The following is a 25,032-nucleotide window of genomic DNA, read 5'->3' as shown; positions in this document are numbered from 1 at the left end:
CCCCGATCATCGGATAGTATTGTCGGGTTGCTCCGGTACGGAGTGATCACACCACGGGGTGTGGCGCAGCTTGGTAGCGCGCCTCGTTCGGGACGAGGAGGTCGCAGGTTCAAATCCTGTCACCCCGACACTGTGTTGAGACAGTACGAAGAAGGCCCTGGTTCTCCGGAACCGGGGCCTTCTGCTTCTCCACGGTCGGGCGCTCGGCACTACACCTCCCGACACACGACGTGGCCGCCGCTCCCCCCGGCCGCGACGACACGGATAGCCTCGACAGCGATGTCACGCGCCGACCACCTCCGCCCGGTCCTCGAACGGATCGCCGCACAGTTCCCCGAGCTCGCCGACGACCCGGTCCTGACGCAGAACCTCGTCGACAACGTGACGTCGATGATCACAGAGGCACACGAGCGCTACGCCGCCGGTGCCGAGGACAGCGTGGTGAGCGGCGCGTACCTCGATCCGGACCACCTGGCCTCCGGCTCCCTGCACGCCGAGCAGTCCCAGCACCCGGCCGGCGCGATGCTCGCCGCGGAGATGCTCTTCGACGCCTACCTGCCGCTCTTCGTGGACGAGGTCGGCGCGGAGTCCACCGCCGAGGTCCTGCGTGCCACCAGGGCCCTGCACGCGGGCATCTGGAGCCGGTTCCCCGCCGGGGCCGTCGCCTACACGGAAGCGCTGCGCCAGCGCGTCACGACGGCGCACCTGGACTCCCGGACGCAGATCGCCCGTGACCTGCACGACCGCGTGGCGCACGGCATCCTCGCCGGGCTCCAGCGGCTCGACCTCGTGCTGCTGACCGATCCCCCGGCCGACGAACGGGCCGACCAGCTCGACGACGCCGCACGGCTGCTGCGCGGAGCACTCGGCGACGTGCAGGACCTCGCGGTGAGCCTGCACGCCCGCGTCGGCGACGCCCTGCTCGACGATGCGCTCGCCCGGCACGCCAGGGACCTGTTCTCCGACGACCACCGTTTGTCGTTCAGCACCATGGGTACGTCCGAGCACCTGCCGAACTGGCAGGCCGAGGAAGCGCTGACGATCCTGCTCGAGGCGCTCACGAACCGCCGGAAGCACGCTCCGCACTCCACCGCCGAGGTGCACTTCGCGTGGACCTCGGCATCCCTCGTCGTGACGGTCTCCGACGACGGCCCGGGCTTCGACCCCGATGCCGACGCCGACGGACGCCTCGGGCAGCAGACCATGCGCGAGCGGGCCGCGGTCATCGGCGCGCGACTCGACGTCGAGAGCACCCCAGGCACCGGCACCGGCACCACCGTCCGCCTGACGATCCCGAGGGGCACGCTGTGACCGTCACGCACGTCGCCATCGTCGACGACCACCAGCTGTTCCGCGAAGGACTGGCCACGATCCTCGCCGCCGTCCCCACGATCCGCGTGGTCGCGCACGGCGAGCGTCCGTCCGACGTCCTCGACTCCCCCGAAGCTGCCGCCATCGACGTCCTGCTCCTCGACGTCGAGCTCGACGGTCCGCCGGCACGCACGACGATCGCCACGGTGCGCCGCACCCGTCCGGACGTCCGCGTGGTGGTGCTCACGATGCACCGCGACGCCGTCCTGCGCCGGACGCTGCTCGACGCCGGCGCGGTCGACTTCGTCACGAAGGACACCCCGAGCCGCGAGCTCGTCGACCGCATCGCCCGGGCCGCGCACGCCGATGCCGGGCCGGTGACGTTCCCGGTCGACCTGGTCACCGAGGCCCGCGCGGGATCACCGCTCAGCGACCGCGAGCTCGAGGTCCTGCGGCTCCTCGCGGCCGCACGTACCAATGCTGAGATCGCGGCGGACCTGCAGCTCGCCATCGGCACGGTCAAGCGACACGTCTACAACGTGTTCCGCAAGCTCGACGTCGGTTCGCGGGTCGGCGCCGTGGCTGCGGCGACGCGCCTCGGTCTGCTCACCTGAGGCTCCGCTCCACTTGGTGAGCAGAAATGGTCGGGTGCCCGACGGCGACCCGACCATTTCTGCTCACCAAGCGAACGAACGAGAACGAGCTAGACCGACGCCGACGCCGACGCGCCAGCGCGCACGAGCCGCCCCTCCGCGTGCAGCCCCGCGACGACGTCGAGCGCCTGGTGCCGGTACCGCGCCTGCGCAGCACCCGGAGCGACGATCACGCCGTTCGCCCCGGTGGACTCCACGAGCGCGTTGATCTTGTCCGCCACCTGGTCGGCGGTGCCGTACGCCTGGCGCTCGGTGCGGGCCGCGATGAACCGACGCTCGAGGTCGGTGAACTCGTACGCGCGGGCCTCGTCCATCGAGACCGGCTCGGGCTTCGCCCCCTGTCGCATCCGGATGAACGAGATCATCCCGGGAGCGCTCTGCTCGTCGACGACGGCCGGGTCCTCGTCGGTGACGACCTGCACGCCGATGAGCGCGTTCGGCGTCTGGCGGAACCGCGAGGGCCGGAACGAGTCGCGGTACAGCGCGAGCGCCGCCTCGGTGTTGTCCGACGCGAAGTGGTGGGCGAAGGCGAACGAGACGCCGAGCGCCCCGGCCACCTGCGCGCTGTACCCGGAGGACCCGAGCAGCCAGAACTCCGGCACGTCGCCGTACCCCGGCACCGCACGGATGCCCGACAACGGGTTGTCCGAGGACATCCCGGTGAAGAACCCGATCAGGTCGGCGAGGCGGTCCGGGAAGTCGTCGACGTCGAGCCGGTCGGTACGGCGCAGCGCCATCGCGGTCGCCCCGTCGGTGCCCGGCGCACGGCCGAGCCCGAGGTCGACGCGGTCGCCGTACAGCGCTCGGAGCGTGCCGAACTGCTCGGCGATGACGAGGGGTGCGTGGTTCGGCAGCATGACGCCGCCGGAGCCGATGCGGATGGTCGAGGTGGCCGCGCCGACGGCGCTCAGCAGCACCGCGGGGGCCGACGAGGTGATGCCGGGCATGCCGTGGTGCTCGGCGACCCAGAACCGCTCGTAGCCGAGCTTCTCGGCGTGGACGGCCATGTCGATCGAGCCCTGCAGGGCCTCGGTGTTGGACTGGCCGTACTCGCGCGTCGCCAGGTCCAGGACGGACAGGTGCAGGGTGTCGTCGCTCATGTGGTCACCAACGCGCTCCGCGGCGCACGCATTCCACGACGAGACCGCCTCCTCCACCGGTCAGGACACGCCGTCGTCCGCCGGCCGACCGGTCACCAGGCGTCGCCCGGACGTCGCACAAGCGACGGTTCGCGACCGAACGGCGGACGCATGCGGCGCGCCTTGGACGTCAGGCGCGACGGCCGGGAGGCCCGTGGCGGGGCTGCACCGGGCCTCCAGGCCGTCTGCGGTCGCGTCTCGAGCGCCGAGCGGTCACGACCTGCCGCGCGCACCTCGCGGACTGGTCGCGTCCGGTCGCCCGACGGGCGCACCGGCGACGCGACGTGTCCGCTCGACGAACGCGAGCGGTGTGTGACGATCTGCCGGCAGCGCGGGTCAGGCGCCGTCGAGCCGGCCGCCGGACTCCGTCAGGTAGCAGTTGGCGCAGAGCGACTCGTAGGCGACGTCGACGCCGTCGATGGCGACCTGCGAGCCGTCGAACACGAACCGGCCGTCGACGGTGCGGGCGTTGAAGACCGCCTTGCGACCGCACCGGCAGATCGTCTTGAGCTCTTCGAGCGAGTGCGCGACCTCGAGCAGGCGGGCGCTGCCCGGGAACGCCTCGGTGCGGAAGTCGGTGCGGATGCCGTACGTGATCACCGGGATCTCGTCGAGGACCGCGATGCGCAGCAGGTCGTCGACCTGGCGCGGGGTGAGGAACTGCGCCTCGTCGACCAGGACGCAGCTGACGGCGCGGACCATGCCGTCGAGGCGGTCGGACTCGGGGTCGACGGCGCCGGCCGCGGCGACCGCGGACCGGACGTCGGCGTCGGGGGCGAAGACCAGGTCGACGGTGCGGGTCACGCCGAGGCGGGACACGATCTCACGGTCGCCCTTGGTGTCCACCGCGGGCTTCGCGAGCAGGACCCGGTGGCCGCGCTCCTCGTAGTTGTAGGCAGCCTGCAGGAGCCCCGTGCTCTTGCCGCTGTTCATCGCGCCGTAGCGGAAGTAGAGCTTCGCCACTACGCGAGGAACCCGTCCTCGGCGGCCCGCCGGATCAGGTCGGACTTCTTCGAGGCGGGACGGCCGACCTTGCTGTACTTCTCGCGGACCCGGCGCAGGTAGGTCTTCGCGGTCTCGTACTGCACGTTCATCTGCGCGGCGACCTCGTTGGTCGAGTAGCCGGACACGTACAGCCGGAGCGCTTCTTCCTCGCCGTGGCTGAGCTTCGGACGCTGGTGCGCGGCCGCTCCGGTGGGCAGCGGACGCCACTCGCGCGGCTGCGGGGTCTCGCGTGCGACACCCATGATCTCGCGGGCGACGTCCATGACCTCGCGCATCGGCAGGGACTTCGACAGGAACGCCGCGGCGCCTGCTGCCAGGGCACGGTCGCGGGACTCGCGGCTGTCGACGCTGGAGAGCACGATCACCTTCGCACCGGCGGCACGGCAGGTGCGGACACGGGCCTCGATCGAGACGGGCTCCTTGAGCTGGAAGTCGAGGAACACCAGGTCGGTCGGGAAGCTGTCGCTGTGGACCATCTCGAGCCAGGTGTGCGCGGTCAGGGCCAGGTCGAAGTCGAACGCGTTCACCGCGATCCAGCTCGACAGGCTGTCCAGCAGCACCTCGTGGTCGTCGAGGATGGCCAACCGCACACGTCGTGCCCCCGGGTTCGGGAGGGACGGGGACCCCTCCGAGAGCCTGTTCGGGTCAGTGCTGGTCATAGGAGAACCTTAGTGCGAGGGCGGACGGACGAACCGCGACGTCGAGGTCGGGGAACGTCACACGGAGGACGGCGAAGTAGGGGTCGAAGGTGCGGTGGATCCCGATGTCGGAGTCGGCCACGGCGAGGTCGAGTTCGAGCAGCACGCGGGCATCGCGGGCCGGGTCGGTGCGGGCCGGGTCGGTGCGGGCCGGGTCGGTGCGGGCCGGGTCGGTGCGGGCCGGGTCGGTGCGCGCTGCATCGCCGCGTGTGGCCGCGTCGTCCTGCCCGTCCGCGCGTCGGAGCGTTGCCCGGAACCCGGCCGGGTCGACGGTCGAGGCACGGAAGGCGGCCCGCAGGAACGTCCGCACCACGGAGCGCTGGTCGGCGTCGAGCATCGCGGCGAGCCCGTCCGGGTCGTCGACGACCGGGGCCTCCCCGCCCTCGACCCGCACGGCCTGCTCGAACCAGGTGCGGTCCGCGTCGGCGACCATCGCCCGGCGGATGCCGTCGGCGATCAGTCGTGCCCGCTCGCGGTCGGCATCGGTGATGACCTCGCGCGTGCGCAGCTCGGCGAAGAACGGTGCGACGTCGCGGGCGAGGATCGTCGACCGGTCCTGCTGCACGCTCGCCGCGATGCCGTCCCGCTCCGCACGCTCCACCGAGTAGGAACCAGCCCGGATCTGCACTCGCTCGGCCAGACCCGCGAACGTCCACGCGAAGACGGCCGACGCAGCGGTCAGCACCAGGGTCGGTGCCGCCGCCAGGAAGGCCGCGACGGCGACGGGGATCTCGTGCGGGAACGTCGCTGCACCGACGCCCCAGGTCGCGGCGTTGACGACGGCGAGCAGGGCGCCGCCGATGGTCAGGTCCGTCCAGGGCCGGTACGGCGCGACCATCACGATGCCGGTCGCCGTGATGAGCGACATGAAGTCGTTCAGCGCGCTGCGGTCGGGTCCCCACTGCGCGGCGACGCTCGTCACCGACGCCAGGCCGAGCAGCCCGACGTGCGCAATGAAGGCCCACCGCGGGAACGGTGCTCGGAACGGACTCGAGGCGGTGAACACGACCGCTGCCGACGCCGCGACCAGGATGACGGTGAGTGCGCTGAGGGTGGGGCTGCCCACGACGTCACGGTCGAACACGGACACCAGGAGCGCCCAGACGATGCTGGCGGCGCCGAGCCCGATCGCGAGCGGGCGCGACCCCATCGCGCCGAGCGGGTCGTACTGCTGCGCGGTCCGACGGGCCTCGGTCGTGGCGCTCACCGGTCGGCTCCCTGCACGCCGCCGACCTCGTCGGGGACCACGGTGCCGGCGTGGTCGGTGGCCACGGCGTCCGTCGTGGCGGTGACCGGTCCGAACGGCACCGTCATCATCACGCTCGTGCCCGAACCGGGCGACGACCAGATCTGGACGTCGCCGCCCACCCGACCGATGCGGTCGCGGACCGAGCCACGCAGGCCCATCCGGTCGGAGCCCGTGGAGTCCTCGTCGAAACCGCGACCGTCGTCGACCACCATCACGGTGCACGACGCACCGTCGTCGAAGACGCTGACCTCGGCCGCGTCGACACCGGCGTGCTTGCGGACGTTGGCCAGACACTGCCCCACGGCGCGGACGAGCGCGGTGACGGCCCGCTGGTCGAGCCGGTCGAGGGCGGACGGATCACCGGACACCGTGACATCGAGACCGGCCGCACGGTGCTCGTCGACCATGACGGCGAACGCGTCGACGGCTGCACCCGGTCGCTGCCGGGCGGCCGGAGCCAGCCACCCCTTGCCGGTCAGGACGGCGACGTCGGCCTCGACGGTCCGTGCCAGGTGCGGGTCCATCGGTCCGTCGGGCGCCAGGGCGATCGCGTTGAGGTGGTTCAGGACGGTGTCGTGCAGGATCGCAGCCGCCTCGGCCTCGACCCCGGCGCGGTACGCGGAGACGTGCTCCTCACGCGCCGAGCGCAACAGCTCCGGCTGCACCCGCTCCGACCGACCGGTGCTCCGGCTCGTGAACAGCACCAGGACGACCACGAAGCCGAGCGTCACCCAGGCGAGCACGAGCGGACGCGGTGGGCCGTCGGCCTGGACGACCGCGATCCACGTCGCCACCCGTCCGGTCAGGAAGCCGAGGAAGGACCACAGCACGACGCGGCTCGGCACCGCGCCGGCACCGCCGACCAGGATGAGCGGGATGACCGCCAACGACAGCAGGTACGAGGTGACCCAGCCCAACGGGACCTGCTGCTGCACGACCATCGCGAACCACCACGCACAGACGCCGCCGACGATCAGGAACGCGACCGCGGAGCGCCAGGTGCCGAACTGCACGTGCACGCCGATCATGCCGAGCATCGGGACGAGCGCCAGGACCGCACTGATCACCTGCACGTCGGGCTCGGACAGCCGGTACAGCAGCAGCGCGATCGCCGCCGCCACCAACGATCCGATCGCACCGGCGTGGAAGGCCCGCACCGTCGACCACGCGTTCACTCGCGGAGCGAGGTGCGTGGGGATGCCGAGCACGAGATGGGTCCTTCCGGGTGGCGGGAATGCCGCCCACGATCAAACACCTCGGTGCTGACCGTGTACCCCGAAACAGCGTCCGTTCGGCGACCCGGTCGATGATACCGGCCCCCACCACGCACCGATGTCCCCCGAACGCGCAACCTTCGTTGCTCAGAACAACGTCTGCGGCGCGACCGGTCGGAGCAGACGGCGGTCGAAGCCCGGATCCGCGCGCTTGAGCGGTGACGTCGTGGGGATCGACTGTTCCTGCGGCACCGTCGAGGGGTCCGAGAAGCCCATCGACCCCGTCGCCGGGTCCACGCGCCCGAGGCCGACGCCGTGCGCCGCCAGGATCGGTCGGATGCGCTCCGACAGCCAGCGGCGGTAGTCCTTCGGCGCGAAGGTGTTGTCGAGGTACATCGCCCGGTAGCGCGCCACCAGGTCCGGCCGTTCGCGTCCGAGCCACTCGAACCACCACGGCTTCACGCCCGGCCGCAGGTGCAGCGCGGAGTACATGACGCTCGTGGCACCGGCCGCCGCCGCCCGACCGACGGCGTCGTCGAGGTGTGCACGGGTGTCGGTGATGTACGGCAGCACGGGCATGAGGAACACTGCGCAGTCGAGCCCGGCGTCGCGGATCGCCCGCACGGTGGCGAGCCGCGCAGCCGTCGTGGGGGTGCCGGGCTCCACCGACTGCTGCAGGTCGTCGTCGTACACGGCGATCGACATCGCGAGGTCGACCGGCACCACCTTCGCCGCCTCGGCCAGGTGCGGCAGGTCGCGCCGGAGCAGCGTGCCCTTCGTCAGGATGCTGAACGGTGTGCGGCTGTCTGCCAACGCCTGGATCACCCCGGGCATCAGTCGGTACCGACCCTCGGCACGCTGGTACGGGTCGGTGTTCGTGCCGAGCGCGATCGGGTGACGGTCCCACGTGGGCTTGCCGAGCTCACGCCGCAGGACGTCGGCCACGTTCGTCTTCACGACGATCTGCTGGTCGAAGTCGGCTCCGCCGTCGAACTCGAGGTAGGTGTGCGTCGGCCGCGCGAAGCAGTACACGCACGCGTGACTGCACCCCCGGTACGGGTTGATGGTCCACCCGTAGGTGCCGGAACCGTCGGCGCTCGGCACCCGGTTCAGCGCGCTCTTCGCCAGCACCTCGTGGAACGTGACACCCGCGAACTCGGGCGTCGTCACACTCCGGACGAACCCGCTGTTCGACTCCATGCCCGGCAGTGCGTCGCTCTGCTCGGCATCGATCGCCTGTCCACTCCACCGCATGCCGTCATTCGAACACATGTTCGAACGGGCCGCAAGCCGGAGCTGGTCAGTGGTGCAGGCCGAGCACCTTCGCCGTGCGCTCGAGGGTGGCGTCGGCCAGGGCGGCGTCGTCACCGAGGTTCTGCCCGTAGGTCGGGACCATCTCGTGGACCGCGTCCTGCCAGCCGTCCCACCGGTCGGGGAAGCACTTCCGGAGCAGGCCGAGCATGATCGGCACGGCGGTCGACGCCCCCGGCGAGGCTCCGAGGAGCCCGGCGATCGAACCATCGGCAGCCGTGATGACCTCGGTGCCGAACTGCAGCACCCCGCCCTTGTCCTTGTCCGGCTTGATGACCTGCACCCGCTGGCCCGCGATGATCTTGTGCCAGTTCTCGGGCTCGGCGCTCGGCATGAAGTCGCGCAGCGCGTCGAACTTCGTCTGCTTCGAGGCGAGCAGCTGGCCGATCAGGTAGCGCACCAGGTCGAAGTTCGAGAACGCGACGCTCAGCATCGGGCGCAGGTTGTGCGGTCGGATCGACTTGAACAGGTCGAGCATCGACCCCTGCTTCAGGAACTTCGGGCTGAACCCGGCGTACGGCCCGAACATCAGCGACGCGTTGCCGTCGACGATGCGGGTGTCCAGGTGCGGCACCGACATCGGCGGCGCCCCCACGCTGGCCTTGCCGTAGACCTTGGCGGCGTGCTTCTGCACGACCTCGGGGTCGTCGGTGCGCAGGAACTCGCCAGAGACCGGGAAGCCGCCGTACCCGCGGATCTCCGGGATGCCGGACTTCTGCAGCAGCTGCAGGGCCCCACCACCGGCACCGACGAAGACGAACTTCGCGGCGATCTTCTGCGTCGACCGACCGACCTCGTTCAGGACGTCGAGCGCCCAGCCGTCGAAGTCCTTGACCCGCGAGATGTTCTTGACCTGGTGGTTCGGTTCGAACTCGAGCCCGTCGAGCTCGAGCTGGTCGAACAGCTGCCGGGTGAGCGACCCGAAGTCGACGTCGGAGCCCGCCGCCGAGTAGGTCGCCGCGATCGGCTGGTCCTTCTTGCGGCCGGGGATGAGTGCGGGCGCCCACTTGCGGATCTGAGCGGGGTCGTCGGAGAACTCGATCCCGGCGAACAGCGGGTGTCCCCGCATCGCCTCGTACCGCTTGCGCATGTACTCGACGTTGTCCGCACCCCAGACGAAGGAGATGTGCGGGGTCGGGTTGATGAAGTTGGACGGGTCGGGCAGCGTACCGATCTCGACCAGGTGCGACCAGAACTGCCGCGAGACCTGGAACTGCTCGTTGACCGTGACGGCCTTCGCGATCTCGACGCGACCGTCGGCGAGCTCGGGCGTGTAGTTCAGCTCGCAGAGCGCGGAGTGCCCGGTGCCGGCGTTGTTCCACGGGTTCGAGGACTCCTGCGCGACGGCGCCGAGACGCTCGTACACGCGGATCTTCCACGAAGGCTCGAGCCGGTGGATGATCGCGCCGAGGGTGGCGCTCATGATGCCTCCCCCGACGAGGACGACATCGATCGGGTCCACCTGCTTCACTGCCACCCGTCGATCCTACCGGCGTCGACCGACAGGCCGGTCAGCCGCGCGCGGTGACCGAGTCGCTGCGCGCGGCCGCGCCGCTGAGCGGCGACTCTGCCGCTACGCGGCGACGGTGCGGCGCTCGACGATCGCCTCGGCGATCTGCACCGCGTTGAGCGCTGCACCCTTCCGCAGGTTGTCGTTGCTGACGAACAGCGCGAGCCCACGGCCCTCGGGCGCGGACTGGTCGGCACGGATGCGGCCGACGAACGCGGGGTCCTGGCCGGCGGCCTGCAGCGGCGTCGGCACGTCCGACAGCTCCACGCCGGGTGCGCTCGACAGGATCTCGGTCGCACGCTCGGGCGACAGCGGACGCTCGAACTCGGCGTGCACCGAGATGGAGTGGCCCGTGAAGACCGGCACACGCACGCACGTGCCGGCGACGAGCAGGTCGGGGAGCTCGAGGATCTTGCGGCTCTCGTTGCGGAGCTTCTTCTCTTCGTCGGTCTCCCCCAGGCCGTCCTCGACGATGCTGCCGGCGAGCGGCACGACGTCGAAGGCGATCGGGCGGACGTACTTGACCGGCTCCGGGAACGTCACCGCGGAACCGTCGTGGGTGAGCGCTGCGGTGTCCTGCTCGAGGGCGGCACGCGCCTGGCCGAGCAGTTCCTCGACGCCGGCGAGCCCGGAGCCGGAGACGGCCTGGTAGGTCGTCGCGACCAGACGGCGGAGCCCGGCCTCGGTGTCCAGCACCTTGAGCACCGGCATGATCGCCATGGTGGTGCAGTTGGGGTTCGCGATGATCCCCTTGGGGGCCTGGTCGATCGCGTGCGGGTTGACCTCGCTCACGACGAGCGGGACCTCGGGGTCCATGCGCCAGGCGCTCGAGTTGTCGACGACGAGTGCCCCGGCTGCGGCGAACTTCGGCGCGAGGGCCCGCGAGGCGGTGGCACCGGCCGAGAACAGGGCGATGTCGATGCCCGACGGATCGGCCAGCTCGGAGTCCTCGACCACGATCTGCTCGCCGCGGAACGGCAGGGTCGTGCCGGCGGACCGGGCGCTCGCGAAGAACCGGACCTGGTCGGCCGGGAACGCGCGCTCTTCGAGCAGACGACGCATCACGGCGCCGACCTGTCCGGTGGCGCCGACGACGGCGACGGTGAGGGTGCTCATGCGGTGCTCCTGGTTCAGCGGGTCAGCGTGGGTCAGCGGCCGGTGCCGGCGTGGACGACGGCTTCGGCCTCGGCGTCGAGGTCGAACGCGTTGTGCACGACCCGCATCGCCTCGTTCAGGGTGTCGGCGCGGGTGACGACCGAGATGCGGATCTCCGAGGTGGAGATCATCTCGATGTTGATCGACGCGTCGTGCAGCGCGCGGAAGAGCTTCGCCGAGACGCCGGCGTTGGTGCGCATGCCGGCACCGACCAGGGCGAGCTTGCCGATCTGGTCGTCGTACTGGATGCTCTCGTAGCCGATGTCGGACTTCGCGACCTCGAGCGCCGTGAGCACGGTCTGGCCCTGGTCCTTCGGCAGGGTGAACGAGATGTCCGTCCGTCCGGTCGACGCCGCCGACACGTTCTGGACGATCATGTCGATGTTCGCCCCGGCGCGTGCGACGTTGGTGAAGATCTCGGCGGCCTTGCCCGGCTGGTCCGGGACGCCCACGACGGTGATCTTCCCCTCGGAGAGGTCTCCGGCGATCCCGGTGATGATCGGTTCTTCCACGGTTTCCCCCTCGGCAGGGTTGTAGACGATGGTGCCCTCGGTGTTGTTGAACGAGGACCGGACGTGCAGGGTGACGCCGTGCCGGCGGGCGTACTCGACGGCACGGATGTAGAGGACCTTGGCGCCGGACGCCGCGAGCTCGAGCATCTCCTCGCTCGTGATGCGGTCGACCTTGCGGGCCTTCGGCACGACCCGAGGGTCGGCGGTGAAGATGCCGTCGACGTCGGTGTAGATCTCGCAGACGTCGGCGTCGAGCGCGGCGGCGAGGGCGACGGCCGTCGTGTCCGAGCCGCCCCGGCCGAGCGTGGTGATCTCGCCCGTCGTGCGGTTGAACCCCTGGAACCCCGCGACGATCGCGACGTGGCCGGAGTCGAGCGCCTCACGCACGCGCTTCGGGGTGACGTCGACGATGCGCGCCTTGCCGTGCTGCGCGTCGGTGAGCATGCCCGCCTGGCTGCCGGTGTACGACGAGGCTTCGACCCCGAGGCTCTTGATCGCCATCGCGAGCAGCGCCATCGAGATGCGCTCCCCCGCGGTCAGGAGCATGTCGAGTTCACGGCCGGCGGGGATCGGGGTGACCGAGTGCGCCAGGTCGACGAGTTCGTCGGTGGTGTCGCCCATCGCCGACACCGCCACGACGACGTCGTTGCCGGCCTTCTTCGTCTCGACGATCCGCTTCGCCACGCGCTTGATGCTCTCGGCGTCCGCGACGGAGGATCCACCGAACTTCTGCACGATCAAGGCCACTGGCTGGTACTCCCGGAGACGGCGACACCGCGAGGTCACGCGGTCTCACAATGGTAGTCGGTGTTTCGAGGATGTTGCGTGCGAGCCGCCCCGCACGCAACGATCCTGCGTGGGTCTCAGCCGCCGACGACGCGACGGCCCTCGAACGCACGGCCGAGCGTGACCTCGTCGGCGTACTCGAGGTCGCCGCCGACCGGCAGGCCCGAGGCCAGCCGGGTCGTCCGGATGCCCATCGGGACGAGCAGCCGGCTCAGGTAGGTCGCCGTCGCCTCGCCCTCGAGGTTGGGGTCGGTCGCGATGATGACCTCTTCGACCGTGCCGTCGGCCAGGCGCGTCATGAGCTGCTGGATCCGCAGGTCGTCCGGGCCGATGCCGTCGATCGGGCTGATCGCGCCACCGAGCACGTGGTAGAGCCCGCGGAACTCACGGGTGCGTTCGATCGCCGCGACGTCCTTCGCCTCTTCCACCACGCAGATCGTGGCCGGCGACCGGCGCGGGTCGCGGCAGATGCTGCACTGGACGTTCTCGGTGACGTTGCCGCAGATCTCGCAGAAGCGCACGCGCTCCTTGACGTCCGCCAGCAGCTCGGACAGCCGCGACGGGTCGAACGACTCGGTCTGCAGGATGTGGAACGCGATGCGCTGCGCCGACTTCGGGCCGATGCCCGGCAGGCGACCGAACTCGTCGATGAGGTCCTGGACGATCCCGTCGTACATCAGGCACCGTCCTGGTGGAGAGCGGTCTCCTCGATGAACTGGGCGTTGAGGATCTCACGCACGACGGCCTCGCCGTAGCGACCGGCGACCGGCGCACGACGTGCCGGTGGTGCGGTCCGCGGCGCGGCCGGCGGAGCGATCTGCGCGCGCGGGGCGGCCGGCGCCTGCGCGGGCGCTGCGGCGGATCGGCCGTGACCGGGGTCCGGGAACGGCGCGCCGTCGTCGTACGGTTCGTCGTCCAGCGGGTAGTCGTCGACGGGCACGCCCGGTACGACGGGTCCTCCGGGAGGCGCGGCGACCGTCGACGACGCCGCCTGCGGGCCACCGTCGGTCGGCTGCACCCCCTGCGGTGCAGTGGCACCGGCGGGTTGCGCAGGCGCCTCGGACCGGGGCTGCTGCGGGTCGACGGACTCGGCCGGGGCGACGGGCGCGGCGGCCGGAGCGGTGCCGAAGGGTGCCGCCCAGCCGGGTTCGACGGACTCGGGCACGGCGTCGGCGGTGGGGTCGCTCGCGGGGATCGTCGCGACCGCCCAGTCGGTGACGGGTGCGCCGGACGGTGCGGGCGCCTGCGCGGGAGCGGGTGCCTGCGTCGGAGCGGGTGCCGACGCAGCAGCGGGAGCCGGCGCCGACGCCGGAGCGGGTGCCTGCGCCGGACGGGGCTCCGGCTCGGTGGCGGCGGGACCGGACTCCGGCGTGGACGCCGCGGGTTCGGGTGCCGCCGTCGTGTCGGGCGCTGCGGAGGCGGCGGCCTCAGCAGGGGCGGCCGGACCGTCCCCGGTGGCTGCAGCGGCCTCGGAGGCCGGGGCCGGGGCCGACGTCGGAGCGGGCGCGGCGGACTGCGGCGCCGACGACGTCTGCGGCTGCGGCTGCGACTGCGGCTGCGCCTGCTCAGCGGGCTGGCTCGCCGGCGCCGGACGGCCGGCCGGGGCGGACGGCTGCTGCGTGGGGACCGGGGTGCGCTGTTGACCAGGCCCCCCGGGACCGCGGGCGACGAACTTCACGCGGAGCCCGATGACGTCCATGATCGCGGCGCGGAGCAGTTCGCTGACGCTGGCCGAGGGGTCGGACATCTCCTTGAACGAGGCAACGTCCTGCTGGCTCGGGAAGGTCAGGGTCAGCACGTCGTCGCGCAGCGCGGTCACCTGTGCGGTGACGACGACCGACCACGCCGACCGCTTGGCGTGCTGCACGTGCTCGACGATCTGCGGCCAGGCGTCGCGCATCTGCTGGAAGCCCACGGCGCCGACGGTCCGGACCGCCGGCTCGTCACCGATCGTCGTGCCCTGGCCCGTGGACGAAGCACTGACTTGTTCGGTGGTCGGAGCAGCGGGCTCGGGAGCGCTCGGGACGGCTGCGGCCCAGGAGGCTGCGGCGTCACGTGCCGCACTTCCGGCGTCGGACTGAGCCGCCGCAGCCGCGTTCGCCGACGCCGCGGCGGGCTCCTGCTGCGCCGCCGGCGCTTGCTGGACGGCCGGGGCCTGCTGCGCGGCGGGGACCTGCTGCGTGGCGGGGACCTGCCGACGCGGTGCCGCAGTCGACGACGGGGCCGGAGCGGGCGCCGTGCTGGTGGCGGCCGGCTGTGCCGACCCCTGCGCTGCGACCGCGCCGGACGGTGCCTGGTGGCCGCCGGCGTCCCCGACACCGACGCGGCGCTCGAGCCGCTCGACCCGGGCGAGGGCACCGCGCTGGGTGTCGTCGGCCTCGGGCACGAGCATGCGCGCCGTCATGAGCTCGAGGTGCAGCCGGGGCGAGGTCGCTCCGGTCATGTCGGTCAGCGCCTTGTTCGCGATGTCCGCGCCACGGGACAGCCCGGTGGCACCGAAGACACCGGCCTGCCGGGTCATGGTGTCGAGCTCGTCCGGCGAGACACCGCGCAGGACCGCCGCGGCGCTCTCGTTCGTCGCCGCGACGACGATCAGGTCGCGCAAGCGCTCGAGCAGGTCCTCGACGAACCGACGCGGGTCCTGACCGGTCTGCACGACCCGGTCGATCGCAGCGAAGGCGGAGGCCGGGTCGGCCACGGCGAGGGCGTCCACGACGTCGTCGAGCAGCGCGGCATCGGTGTAGCCGAGCAGGGCGACCGCGCGTTCGTAGGCGATCGCGCCGTCTTCGCTGCCGGCGATGAGCTGGTCGAGCAGGGACAGGGTGTCGCGGACGGAACCGCCGCCGGCGCGCACGACCAGGGGCAGGACGCCGGGAGCGACCGTGACCGATTCCTGCGTGCAGAGCTGCTCGATGTACTCGAGCATGACGGCGGGCGGCACGAGCCGGAACGGGTAGTGGTGGGTACGCGACCGGATGGTGCCGATGACCTTCTCCGGCTCGGTCGTCGCGAAGATGAACTTGACGTGCTCCGGCGGTTCTTCGACCAGCTTGAGCAGCGCGTTGAACCCCTGCGGGGTGACCATGTGCGCTTCGTCGAGGATGAAGATCTTGTAGCGGTCGCGCGCGGGGGCGAACACGGCGCGGTCACGGAGGTCGCGCGCGTCGTCGACACCGTTGTGGCTCGCGGCGTCGATCTCGATGACGTCGAGCGAACCGCTGCCGTCACGGGCGAGCTCGACACAGCTCGGGCAGACGCCGCACGGGGTGTCGGTCGGCCCCTCGGCGCAGTTGAGGCACCGCGCCAGGATGCGGGCCGAGGTCGTCTTGCCGCAGCCGCGCGGACCGCTGAACAGGTAGGCGTGGTTGACGCGGTTGGTGCGGAGCGCCGTGCGGAGCGGGTCGGTGACCTGCGACTGCCCGATCAGCTCGGCGAAGTTCTCGGGCCGGTAACGGCGATACAGGGCGGTGACCACGCGACCAGGGTAGCCGGGACGACCGACACCCGCGTGCCCCTCCACAGGTCCACGGGCACTGGACCGGACCGCCTGCGCGGGCTGGGCCGAGCGCACGGACGGCACCGCGCCTCCCGGCCGACACGGGGTCGGACAGGAGGCGCGGTGCGGGACGTTGCTCGGGCTCAGCCGCGGCTGCGGCGGCGGGCGCCCCTGGCCAGGCGGGAGAGCCCCAGCAGCAGGAACCCGAGGACCACGAGTCCGGCTGCCGTCCCGGCGATCGGGGCGACCTCCGCGCCGGTCCAGGCGAGTCCGCCGGGGCCGGTGCCGGACCCGGTGCCGGCACCCGTGCCGTTGCCCGGGTTGCCGGGCGCACCGGGCGTTCCCGGGGTCCCGGGCGTGCCCGGCAGGCCGGGCGTCCCCGGGGTTCCCGGCGTTCCCGGCGTTCCCGGCGTTCCGGGGTTCCCCGGGGTGCCGGGCGTCCCGGGGTCACCCGGGGTCCCGGGCTCACCCGGCGTCACCGTGGCGGCGTCCACCACCACGCTGATCGTCTGGACGGCCGAGGTCGCACCCGCCACCGTCTGGGTGATCCGGAGGGCGTGCGGACCGACCGCGAGCCGGACCGTCACCGACCAGGCGCCGGTCTCGTCCGCCGTCGTGGTGACCGGTGTCCCGTCGTCGGCGACGACCGTGACGGTCGCTCCCGGCTCGGCGGTGCCGGTGACCAGCCAGTCGACGTACCCGGCGGCCGAGGCCGTCTGGTGCGCACCCGGCGTGGGCGACGTGACCGCGAGCGGGTCCACGGCGTCGACGACGATCGGCACCTCGGGTGCGGCGGTCGTCGTGCCGTTCACGGACTGGGTCGCACGGATCGTCCACTCGCCCTCGGGCACGCGGTCGAACGTGACGCTCCAGTCACCGTCCGCGTCGGCGGTCGTGGTGCGCACCTGGCCGTTCGACAGGGTGACCGTCACCGTCGCCCCCGGGGTTGCGTGCCCGGTCACCGTGAAGGAACCGGTGTCGCCGGGACCGTTCGCGGGGATGAGCTGACCCGGGGTCGGGCTGGTGATCGTGATGTCGGTCGCCTGGGCGATCACGACGGTGACCGCGCTGGTCACCGGGTCGGAGGTCCGACCGCCGACCGTCTGCGTCACCGACACCGTGTGCTCGCCTGCCGGTACGCCACCGACCGTGACCGTCCACGAGCCGTCGTCGCCGGCGGTCGTCGTCGCGGTCCGTCCGTCGACGTCGACCGTGATCGTCGCCCCGGGCTCGGCCGTGCCGCTCACCGGGATCGACGCCGTCGTGCCGGTCGTCGGGACCACCTGTCCGTCGGTCGGGCTCGTCACGGTGACCGGGGTCGCAACGGTCACCCGGAAGCCGACCTCCGGTGCGTCCGTCGTGGCGCCGTCGACCGTCTGGCTGGCGGCGATCGTGTGCGGACCGGTGCCGACGCCCGGGACGGTGACCGCCCAGTCGCCGTCGTCGTCCGCGGTCGTCGTGACCGCGGTGCCGCCGTCGATGCGTACCGAGACCGCGGCATTCGGCGCCGAGGTGCCGACCACGCGGACGTCCGTCCGTCCGCCGAGCACGCGGTACGCGGTGCCGTCGGCCGGAGCCGTGACGACGATCGCGTCCGCCTCGGCGACCACGACGGTGACGTCGCGCTCGACCGGGGACGACGTGGTCCCGTTCACGACCTGGGTGACCGACACGGTGTGGTCACCGGCCGGCACGCCGGTCAGGCTCGTCGACCAGCGGCCGTCGGACCCGACCCGCACCGTCACCGGGTCGTCGTCGTCCAGGACGATCCGGACGTCGGCGCCGAGCTGGCCCTGGCCGCTGACCGGGACGGTCGCGGTCGGGTCGGAGTCCGGCACGGAGAAGGTCGCGTCGTCGGCGGGGGCGGTCACGGTCAGGGCGGCACCGGGGGCCACCGTGAAGGTGCTCCGGACCTGCTCGGACGTGGAGCCGTCGACCGTCTGGGTCGCGCGGATCGTGTGCTCCCCGACGTCCAGGCCGGGCAGCGCGAGGGTCCAGGTGCCCGCGTCGGTCGCGGTCACGGTCGTGGGGTCGCCCCCGTCGATCGTGACGCGGACCCGTGCACCGGGCTCGGCCGCACCGCCTGCGGTGAGGGTGACGACCGAGTCACGCTGCGCGACCCGCACCGTCGAACCGTCCGCCGGGGTCGCGATCGTGATCGGGGCGGCGACGAGGACGCGGATGCGGACCGTCACCGGAGCCGACTCCGTGTCGCCCACGCGCTGGGTGACGCTCACGGTCCGGTTGCCGGCCGGCACCCCGGGGACGGTGACACTCCAGGCGCCGTTGTCGTCCGCGGTGGTCGACTCGCTGCGGCCGCCGCCGAGGTCGACCACGACGGTCGCTCCGGGCTGCGCGGTGCCGCTGACGTCGACCGCGGTGGTCGCGTCCTCACCGGCGACCGTGTACTCCTGGCCGACGGTCGGTTCGTCGATCACGACGGGGGCGCCCGGCACGATCTCGAAGGTGCTCGAGGCCGGTGTGGTCGAGGTGGAGCCGTCGACGGTCTGGGTCACCTCGACGGTGTGCTCGCCGACTCCGAGGTCGGGGACGTCGACCGTCCACGAGCCGTCGTCGCCCGCGGTGACCTCGACGGGGTCGCGGTCGTCGACCGTGACCGTCACGGTGGAGCCCGGCTCGGCGTCGCCGGCGACCGTCACGGTCGTCGTGGCGTCGTCGTCGGCGACCGTGATCGAGTCGTCGCCCGGCTGCCGGATCGTGAGCGCGGCGGCGGCCACGACCGACACCGGTCGTTCGACCGCGGCGCTCGTGGTGCCGTTGACCGACTGTGTGACCGAGGCCGTCCACGACCCGGTCGGCACGCCGTCGACCGTGGTCGACCACCGTCCCTGCTGGTCGACCCGTGCCGTCGCGCTGCCGCCGTCACCCAGGTCGACCGTGACGGTCGCGCCGGGCTGGCCGGTGCCGGCGAAGTCGACGTCGGTGGTGGCGTCGCCGTCGGCGACCGTGACGGCGGTGGCACCGGCGGGCGTCGAGACGACGAGCGGGGAACCGGCACGGACCGACACCGCCGCCGTGACCGGCGACGACGTCTGGCCGCCGACGACCTGGGTCGCGGTGACGCGGTGGTCGCCCACGGGCACGTCCGCGAACGTCGCCTGCCAGGCGCCGTCGTCGTCGGCCCTGACCGTCTGGGTCTCGCCCGTGGAGAGCCGCACCGTGACCTCGGCGTCGGCCTGCGCGAGGCCGCTCGCCGCGACGTCGGCGGTGCCCGCCGCGTCCGCGACCGTCAGGACGTCGCCGTCCTCGGGGGTCGCGATGGTCAGGGCCGTCCCCGCCCGTACCGTGACGGTCTGGGTCGGACTGGAGGCAGTGGTCCCGCCCACGGTCTGGGTCGCGGTGAGCGTCGGGGTACCGACACCGACCCCGCCGAACGTGACCGTCCAGTCACCGTCGCCGTTCGCGGTGGTGGTCAGCGTGCTGCCGCCGAGCCGCACCGTGACCGGCGCGTCCGGCTCCGCCGTCCCCGAGACGACGACGTCACGCGTCGCGTCCGCGTCCGGCACGAGCAGGACGTCGTCGGCGTCGGGCGACGTGACCGACACCGCGTCGGCGGCCTCGATCGTGATCGTGCGCTGGGCTGGTGCCGAGGTGCGCGGGTCGGACACGGTGCCCGGGAGCGTCTGCGTCACCGACACGGGGTGCGGTCCGACGCCGAGGTCCGGGAACGTCACCGACCAGGTCCCGTCGGCCGCGATCGTGTCCAGCTGGTCGTCCGCGCCGGCGGTCGACGCGGTGACCCGGGCTCCGGGCTGACCGGTGCCGGAGACGGTGACGTCGCGCTCGACGTCCGGACCGGCCACGGTGATCGGGTCGGTGCTCGGAGCCGTGATGGTCAGGGCGTTCGCCGTGACGACCTGGAAGGTCGTCGGGATGGCGCTCGTGACGACGTCCTCGATCTCCTGGCTCGCCGTCACCGTGTACACGCCCGTGGGGGCGAGGCCGGTGGCGTCGACGGCCCACGCGCCGTCGGCGTCCGCGGTCGTGGTGAACTGCGTGCCCGGTCCGACCGAGACGGAGACGGCGGCCAGCGGTTCGGCCGAGCCCGTGATCCGGACCGTCGCGGTGGCGTCGTCGTCGACCACGACGAAGCGGGTGCCGCTCGCCGGGGTGTCGATCACGATCGCGTTGCCCGGCACGACGGTGAAGTCCCGCGTGACGACGGGACCGTCGGTGCCGTTCACGGTCTGGACCGCGGTGACGGTGTGGTCGCCGATGCCGAGCTGGGTGCTCGGGACCGCCCAGTTGCCGGCCGTGTCCGCGACCACCTCGACGGCGTCCGCGTCGTCGATCGTCACTGCGACGGTCGCACCCGGCTCGGCGGTCCCCCGGACGACGACGTTCGCCTGTCCGCCGGTGCCCGCCGGGATCTCCTGCGCGTCGCCCGGTGCCTCGATGACCAGGGCGTCGCCGGCCTCGACCGTGAAGTCGCGGTCGATCGGCGCCGAGGTCGCTCCGCCGACGGTCTGCGTGACCGAGGCGGTGTGGTCGCCCGTGCCGACGTCCGACAGGGTCACCGACCAGGCGCCCTGCGCGTTCGCGGTCGTGACGACCGCGTCGCCGCCGTCCAGGACGACCTCGATGTCGGCGTTCGCCTGCGCGGTCCCCCGCACCGTGACGTCCACCACCGAGTCGTCGGTCGCGACCGTGACGGTCGCGTCCTGCACCGGGGCAGTCACGGCGAGCGGAGCGCCCGCCTGCACGGTGACGACCTGACGGACGGCGGGCGAGGTCGTGCCGTTCACCGTCTGCGTCGCCGCGATCGTGTACCGACCGACCGGGACGTCCTGGACGGTGACGGTCCACGAGCCGTCGTCCTCGGCCGTGGTCGTCGCGGTGCGCCCGGAACCGAGCGAGACCCGGACCTCGGCTCCGCCCTCGGCCGTGCCGGTCAGCTCGAGGTCGGCCGTGGTGTCCGCGTCGAGGACCGTGACCACGTCACCGTCGTCGGGCGAGGTGATCGTGATGGGGTCACCGGCCGCGATGGTGAAGGTCGAGGTCACCGCTGCCGAGGTCGTGCCGTCGACGGTCTGCCGGGCCGTGACCGTGCGGTCGCCGGTCGGGACGCCCACGAAGGTCGCCGTCCAGTCGCCGTCGTCGTCCGCGTCCACCGTGGTGGTGAACGAGCCGCCGATGCCGACCGCGACCCGCGCGTTCGGGGCGGCGGAGCCGGAGACCGTGACCGGGGTCGTCGACGTGGCGTCCGCGACGGTGATCGTGCTGCCGTCGGCCGGTTCGTCGATGGTCAGCCCCGGAGCCGCCGTCACCGTGAAGTCGCGCTCGACCGGGCTGCTCGTGGTGCCACCGACCGTCTGGGTCACCTGCGCCGTGCGGTCACCCGCGGGGACACCGGTGACGCTCGTCGACCACGTGCCGCCGGCGTTCGCCGTGGTGGTCGCGGTCAGGCCGTCGCCGAGGTCCACGTCCACGCGGGCCCCTGGCTGCGCGCTGCCTGAGAACGGGATGGACCGGGTGTCGCCCGCGAGCGGGAAGTCCTCGTCCGCCGTCGGGGTGTCGATCGTCAGGCCCGCGGCGGCCACGACGCGGAACGCCCGGGTGACGGGGTTCGAGGTCGTGTCGCCGACCGTCTGGGTCACGCTCGCGGTCTGGTCGCCCACGGGGACGCCGGGCACCGTGACGCTCCACGCGCCGCTGCCGTTCGCCGTGGTGGTCGCCGTGCGGCCGCCGCCGAGGTCGACGTCGATCCGCGCGTTGGCGGTCGCCGTGCCCGTCAGGGTGACCGGCGTGGTCGTCCCGGTGGTCGTGAAGGTCTGACCGGCCGTCGGGGTCGTGATGGTCAGTGCCTGCTGTGCGACGACCGAGAAGGTCTGGGTCGCGGAGCCCGCCGCCGTCCCGTTGACCGTCTGGTTCGCCGTGGCCGTGTGGTCGCCGACCGGGACGTTCGGGATCGAGGTCGTCCACGTGCCGTTCGCCGCCACGGTTGCCGTGCCGGTGCGTCCGCCGCCGAGACTCACGGCGATGGTCGCGCCCGGCTCACCGGCACCGCTGACGGTGATGCTCCGGGTGGACGAGGCCGAGGGGACGCTGAACTGCTGGTTCGCCGTCGGGGCCGTGATGGTCGGCGGAGCGATGGCCGTCGCGCGGACGGTCGAGGTGGCGAGGTCGACGGTGGCGACGTTCGCGCCGGGCAGCACCGAGAGCCGGAGGGCGTGCACGCTGCGCGACCCCGGGTCGTACCCGCGCTGGTCGCGGAAGCCGGTGGTGGTGTCCTGTGCGTTCACGGTCAGGTCGACCACCTGGCGGAGCAGCAGCACGACGGGGCGCAGCAGCGTGGACACCGCGGTGGTCGTCGCGGTGAGCGTGGTGCCGAGGGTCGTCAGGGCCGTGCCGGTGACGAGCGGCCGCACGATGGTCTGGAGTGCCGGGACCACGATGGAGTTCACGGCGGGGGCGAGCAGGTTCCCGAGGACGGTCAGCCCGAGCGGGCCGCCGGTCGCGGTGACGGTGGCGTTCGCCGGGGCGGTGCCGGCCAGGGCGCCGAGCGTGGTGTCTGCCCGGAGCGCCAGGGCGGTGAGCGGGACGCCGGCCAGGTTCACGTTGGCGGTGACGTTGACGGCCACCGCGGTCGAGTTGATCGTGTTCACGACGGCGGTCTGCAGCGCCGTCGGCAGCTGGGTGCCGAGGATCGTCGTGATGCTCTGGTTGATCGAGCTGACGGCCGCTTCGGTCAGCACCGGGGTGTTCGCCGGCTGGTTGTTCAGTGTCGTCAGCTTGTCGAGGTCGACGGTGATCGCGCCGGTCGCCGGCGTGATCGTCACCGCGCCGTCCGTCAGCGGCTGTGCGAGCACCTGCTCGAGCGTGCCGTCGAGGTTGAGGTTCACCGAGGCGGTCACGTTCGTGCCGTTGAGGTTGACGAGTCCGAGGGCCGTGGACCGGAGCAGCCGCTGGAGCTCGGCGGTCAGCGCCGTCGTCGTGCCGGACAGGGCGCCGTTCGCCCCGACCGTGGTGTTCACGGAGTTCGACAGCGTGCGCAGGTCGGTCCGCAGCGACGTCGTCAGGCCCGCGACCGCGGGGCTGGTGAGGTTCAGGTTCGCGCCGGCGATGCGGTAGTCGGTCGTGGTGCTGACCGTGGCGCCGCGCGTGGACTGGATGCGGGACGCCAGGGCACCGATCTGCAGCTGCGCGTTCGACAGCACCGTGGTGTCCGCCCCCACCCGCGAGAACAGCGGGTTCAGGTTCAGGGTGCTGGCGCCGGTGCCGAGTCCCGTGCCGACCCCGATGCCGCCGTCGTTGGTCAGCAGGCCGGACGAGGCCGTGGCCCCCGATGCCGAGGTGGTGGCGTACTGCCCGTCCACCCCGAGCGTGAGGATGCCGTTGGTGCCGAGCAGGTCGATGTCGTTGCCCAGGTCCACGCCCACCGCGTTCAGGGCGGTGAGGTTCAGCGGCTGGTTCGTCGTGCCGCCGCCCGTGGTCACCCCGCGTGCGGAGTACGCACCACCGAGCTGGGCGATGTCGTCGACGTTGACGATCCCGGAGCCGCTGAGCAGGACGCCCTCGCCCTCGGCGACGTCGGTCTGTGCCGCCGCCGCCGGTTGGATCGCCACGGTGGCGGCGACGAGCGCCGTCACCGTGGCGATGACACTGCCGCGCAGGAGGAGACGCCGATCGTCCGATGCTCGTCGTCGAGCTCGGTCGCCAGCATCGATGATCCGTCGTGTCCAGTTGTTCGCTGCGGTCGGTACCCGGGTGCCGCGCTGCGACGCGTGCCTGCGCATGCGTGTCTCTCATCCTGGCGGGCGCACCCGCCACCTGATCCTCGGATCTCCCCCGCTGGTGAGGCGGTGGAGTCAGGAACCCTGGTTGGGAGTTCCTGAGGCAGATCTTTACACACGATCAGGTTGCTGTCCGCAACCCGTTACGAAACAGACATGCGGAAGCGGTGCGGAGACGCGCGGAGACGGCGCGGAGACGGCGCGGAGACAGAAAAGACTCCTCACGCACCCGCCAGAGCCCGGCTACCCTTGCTGCGTTTCCGCCCTGGGGGAGTTCACCTGGATGGCGTCACGTGAGGAGCCGCCGACAACTCTACCGGATGCGACCGGGCAGGATTGACACATGAAGATCGCCATCGCCGGAGGACACGGCCAGATCGCACTGCTCCTCGCCCGCCAGATCACCGACGCCGGACACGACGCCGTCGCGATCGTCCGCAACCCCGCGCACGTCGCCGACGTGGAGCAGCAGGGTGCCACGGCGATCGTCGCGGACCTCGAACAGCTCGGCGACGACGACCTGGCACTGCGCCTCCGCGGGGTCGACGCCGTGGTGTTCGCCGCCGGCGCCGGGCCGAACAGCGGTGCGGAGCGCAAGCTCACCGTCGACCGGGACGGCGCGATCCTGCTCGCGGATGCCGCGGAGCGCGCGGGCATCGACCGCTACGTGATGGTGTCGGCGATGGCGGCGGACACCTACGACGCCGAGGCCGCGGTGGTCCCTGCGAAGGACGACGCCGCCGTGTTCCAGGTCTACCTCCGGGCGAAGGCCGAGGCCGACGCGAACCTGCGCGCCCGACGGCTGCGGTGGACGATCGTGCGTCCGGGAGGCCTGCTCGACACGCCGCCGCAGGGAACGGTCGACGTCGGGCGCACCGTGCCGCGCGGCTCGATCCCCCGTGCCGACGTCGCCACGGTCGTGCTGCACGCGCTGCTCGACGACTCTGCCGTCGGGGTCCAGTTCGAGGTCACGAGCGGGAACACGCCGATCCCCGCGGCCCTCGACGCCCTGTCCTGAGGCGCGCGCCCCGTCCGCACCGTGCGCACCTCGTCACCACGTGCGAGCTTGCACGCTCCGTGCCGCGCCACAAGAGCGCACCCAGCGACCAACCCCGCACCAGCCCAGCCAGGCCACACCGTGCCGTGACCGCGACCCAGCGCCGGACGGGAGGCACGGCGCCAGCCCGCCCCGCGCCTCCCGTCCGCACCGTGCGCACCTCGTCACCCCGTGCGAGCTTG

15 protein-coding genes, 1 tRNA gene and 1 other RNA gene are annotated in these 25,032 nt (G+C 72.3%); 4 read left to right on the top strand and 13 right to left on the bottom strand.

Features of this window, described 5'->3' with window-relative positions:
- The first annotated feature begins 54 nt into the window (after window positions 1-54).
- The 3 genes from EDF28_RS13620 to EDF28_RS13610 all read left to right on the top strand — a co-directional run bounded on the left by EDF28_RS13620 (window position 55) and on the right by EDF28_RS13610 (window position 1,925).
- Window positions 55-128, top strand: a tRNA-Pro gene (locus EDF28_RS13620).
- A gap of 151 nt (window positions 129-279) precedes the next feature.
- A complete protein-coding gene (locus tag EDF28_RS13615) occupies window positions 280-1,311 on the top strand; it encodes a sensor histidine kinase (RefSeq protein ID WP_123938653.1) in 1,032 nt (343 codons plus the stop codon).
- Window positions 1,308-1,925 carry a response regulator transcription factor gene (locus EDF28_RS13610; protein ID WP_123938652.1) on the top strand — a complete coding sequence of 206 codons (618 nt, stop codon included), beginning with the start codon at window positions 1,308-1,310 and terminating at the stop codon, window positions 1,923-1,925. The genes EDF28_RS13615 and EDF28_RS13610 overlap by 4 nt, the downstream gene beginning before the upstream one ends.
- An 89-nt stretch (window positions 1,926-2,014) precedes the next feature.
- Here the strand turns inward: EDF28_RS13610 and EDF28_RS13605 are convergent, their stop codons facing one another.
- From EDF28_RS13605 to ffs, 13 genes are all read right to left on the bottom strand, one after another.
- Window positions 2,015-3,064, bottom strand: coding sequence for an LLM class flavin-dependent oxidoreductase (locus tag EDF28_RS13605; RefSeq protein WP_123938651.1), 1,050 nt, complete (start codon window positions 3,062-3,064; stop codon window positions 2,015-2,017).
- 375 nt (window positions 3,065-3,439) lie between these two features.
- A complete protein-coding gene (locus EDF28_RS13600) occupies window positions 3,440-4,066 on the bottom strand; it encodes a thymidine kinase (RefSeq protein ID WP_123938650.1) in 627 nt (208 codons plus the stop codon).
- Window positions 4,066-4,767 carry a response regulator transcription factor gene (locus EDF28_RS13595; protein WP_235035937.1) on the bottom strand — a complete coding sequence of 234 codons (702 nt, stop codon included), beginning with the start codon at window positions 4,765-4,767 and terminating at the stop codon, window positions 4,066-4,068. The genes EDF28_RS13600 and EDF28_RS13595 overlap by 1 nt, the downstream gene beginning before the upstream one ends.
- The gene (locus tag EDF28_RS13590) at window positions 4,754-6,013 is read right to left on the bottom strand and encodes a hypothetical protein (protein ID WP_123938649.1); all 1,260 of its coding nucleotides are present in this window, start codon (window positions 6,011-6,013) and stop codon (window positions 4,754-4,756) included. Before EDF28_RS13590 ends, EDF28_RS13595 begins: the two co-directional genes overlap by 14 nt.
- Entirely contained in the window at window positions 6,010-7,263 is a 1,254-nt protein-coding gene (locus EDF28_RS13585; RefSeq protein WP_123938648.1) for a sensor histidine kinase, read from the bottom strand. Before EDF28_RS13585 ends, EDF28_RS13590 begins: the two co-directional genes overlap by 4 nt.
- 153 nt (window positions 7,264-7,416) lie before the next feature.
- A complete protein-coding gene (locus EDF28_RS13580) occupies window positions 7,417-8,523 on the bottom strand; it encodes an Rv2578c family radical SAM protein (RefSeq protein ID WP_123938647.1) in 1,107 nt (368 codons plus the stop codon).
- Window positions 8,524-8,569: 46 nt separating this feature from the next.
- Window positions 8,570-10,057 (bottom strand): malate:quinone oxidoreductase, encoded by a 1,488-nt coding sequence (locus EDF28_RS13575; protein WP_123938646.1) that lies wholly within the window; start codon window positions 10,055-10,057, stop codon window positions 8,570-8,572.
- A gap of 96 nt (window positions 10,058-10,153) precedes the next feature.
- Window positions 10,154-11,206, bottom strand: a complete 1,053-nt coding sequence (locus EDF28_RS13570) for an aspartate-semialdehyde dehydrogenase (protein ID WP_123938645.1) — start codon at window positions 11,204-11,206, stop codon at window positions 10,154-10,156.
- A gap of 32 nt (window positions 11,207-11,238) precedes the next feature.
- Entirely contained in the window at window positions 11,239-12,504 is a 1,266-nt protein-coding gene (locus tag EDF28_RS13565; RefSeq protein WP_123292139.1) for an aspartate kinase, read from the bottom strand.
- A 116-nt stretch (window positions 12,505-12,620) separates the two neighbouring features.
- Window positions 12,621-13,220, bottom strand: a complete 600-nt coding sequence (recR, locus tag EDF28_RS13560; RefSeq protein WP_111084231.1) for a recombination mediator RecR — start codon at window positions 13,218-13,220, stop codon at window positions 12,621-12,623.
- Window positions 13,220-16,018 (bottom strand): DNA polymerase III subunit gamma and tau, encoded by a 2,799-nt coding sequence (locus EDF28_RS13555; RefSeq protein ID WP_123938644.1) that lies wholly within the window; start codon window positions 16,016-16,018, stop codon window positions 13,220-13,222. The genes recR and EDF28_RS13555 overlap by 1 nt, the downstream gene beginning before the upstream one ends.
- A gap of 164 nt (window positions 16,019-16,182) precedes the next feature.
- Window positions 16,183-23,796, bottom strand: coding sequence for a choice-of-anchor G family protein (locus EDF28_RS13550; RefSeq protein WP_123938643.1), 7,614 nt, complete (start codon window positions 23,794-23,796; stop codon window positions 16,183-16,185).
- Window positions 23,797-24,002: 206 nt separating this feature from the next.
- Window positions 24,003-24,099: signal recognition particle sRNA small type (ffs, locus tag EDF28_RS13545), an RNA gene on the bottom strand.
- 37 nt (window positions 24,100-24,136) lie between these two features.
- Between ffs and EDF28_RS13540 the strand changes: the two genes are divergently transcribed.
- A complete protein-coding gene (locus tag EDF28_RS13540) occupies window positions 24,137-24,811 on the top strand; it encodes an SDR family oxidoreductase (RefSeq protein WP_123292136.1) in 675 nt (224 codons plus the stop codon).
- Window positions 24,812-25,032: the final 221 nt, after the last annotated feature.

The organism is Curtobacterium sp. PhB137 (genome assembly GCF_003814955.1).
Classification (GTDB): Bacteria; Actinomycetota; Actinomycetes; order Actinomycetales; family Microbacteriaceae; genus Curtobacterium.
This window is presented reverse-complemented; position numbering and strand designations above follow the sequence as displayed.

What these genes read in the sequence shown, in the direction of transcription:
- EDF28_RS13595 (WP_235035937.1), bottom strand. Translation starts at nt 4,767, where the DNA reads ATGACCAGCACTGACCCGAACAGGCTCTCGGAGGGGTCCCCGTCCCTC.
- EDF28_RS13540 (WP_123292136.1), top strand. Translation starts at nt 24,137, where the DNA reads ATGAAGATCGCCATCGCCGGAGGACACGGCCAGATCGCACTGCTCCTC.
- EDF28_RS13550 (WP_123938643.1), bottom strand. Translation starts at nt 23,796, where the DNA reads ATGCGCAGGCACGCGTCGCAGCGCGGCACCCGGGTACCGACCGCAGCG.
- recR (WP_111084231.1), bottom strand. Translation starts at nt 13,220, where the DNA reads ATGTACGACGGGATCGTCCAGGACCTCATCGACGAGTTCGGTCGCCTG.
- EDF28_RS13570 (WP_123938645.1), bottom strand. Translation starts at nt 11,206, where the DNA reads ATGAGCACCCTCACCGTCGCCGTCGTCGGCGCCACCGGACAGGTCGGC.
- EDF28_RS13615 (WP_123938653.1), top strand. Translation starts at nt 280, where the DNA reads ATGTCACGCGCCGACCACCTCCGCCCGGTCCTCGAACGGATCGCCGCA.
- EDF28_RS13580 (WP_123938647.1), bottom strand. Translation starts at nt 8,523, where the DNA reads ATGCGGTGGAGTGGACAGGCGATCGATGCCGAGCAGAGCGACGCACTG.
- EDF28_RS13605 (WP_123938651.1), bottom strand. Translation starts at nt 3,064, where the DNA reads ATGAGCGACGACACCCTGCACCTGTCCGTCCTGGACCTGGCGACGCGC.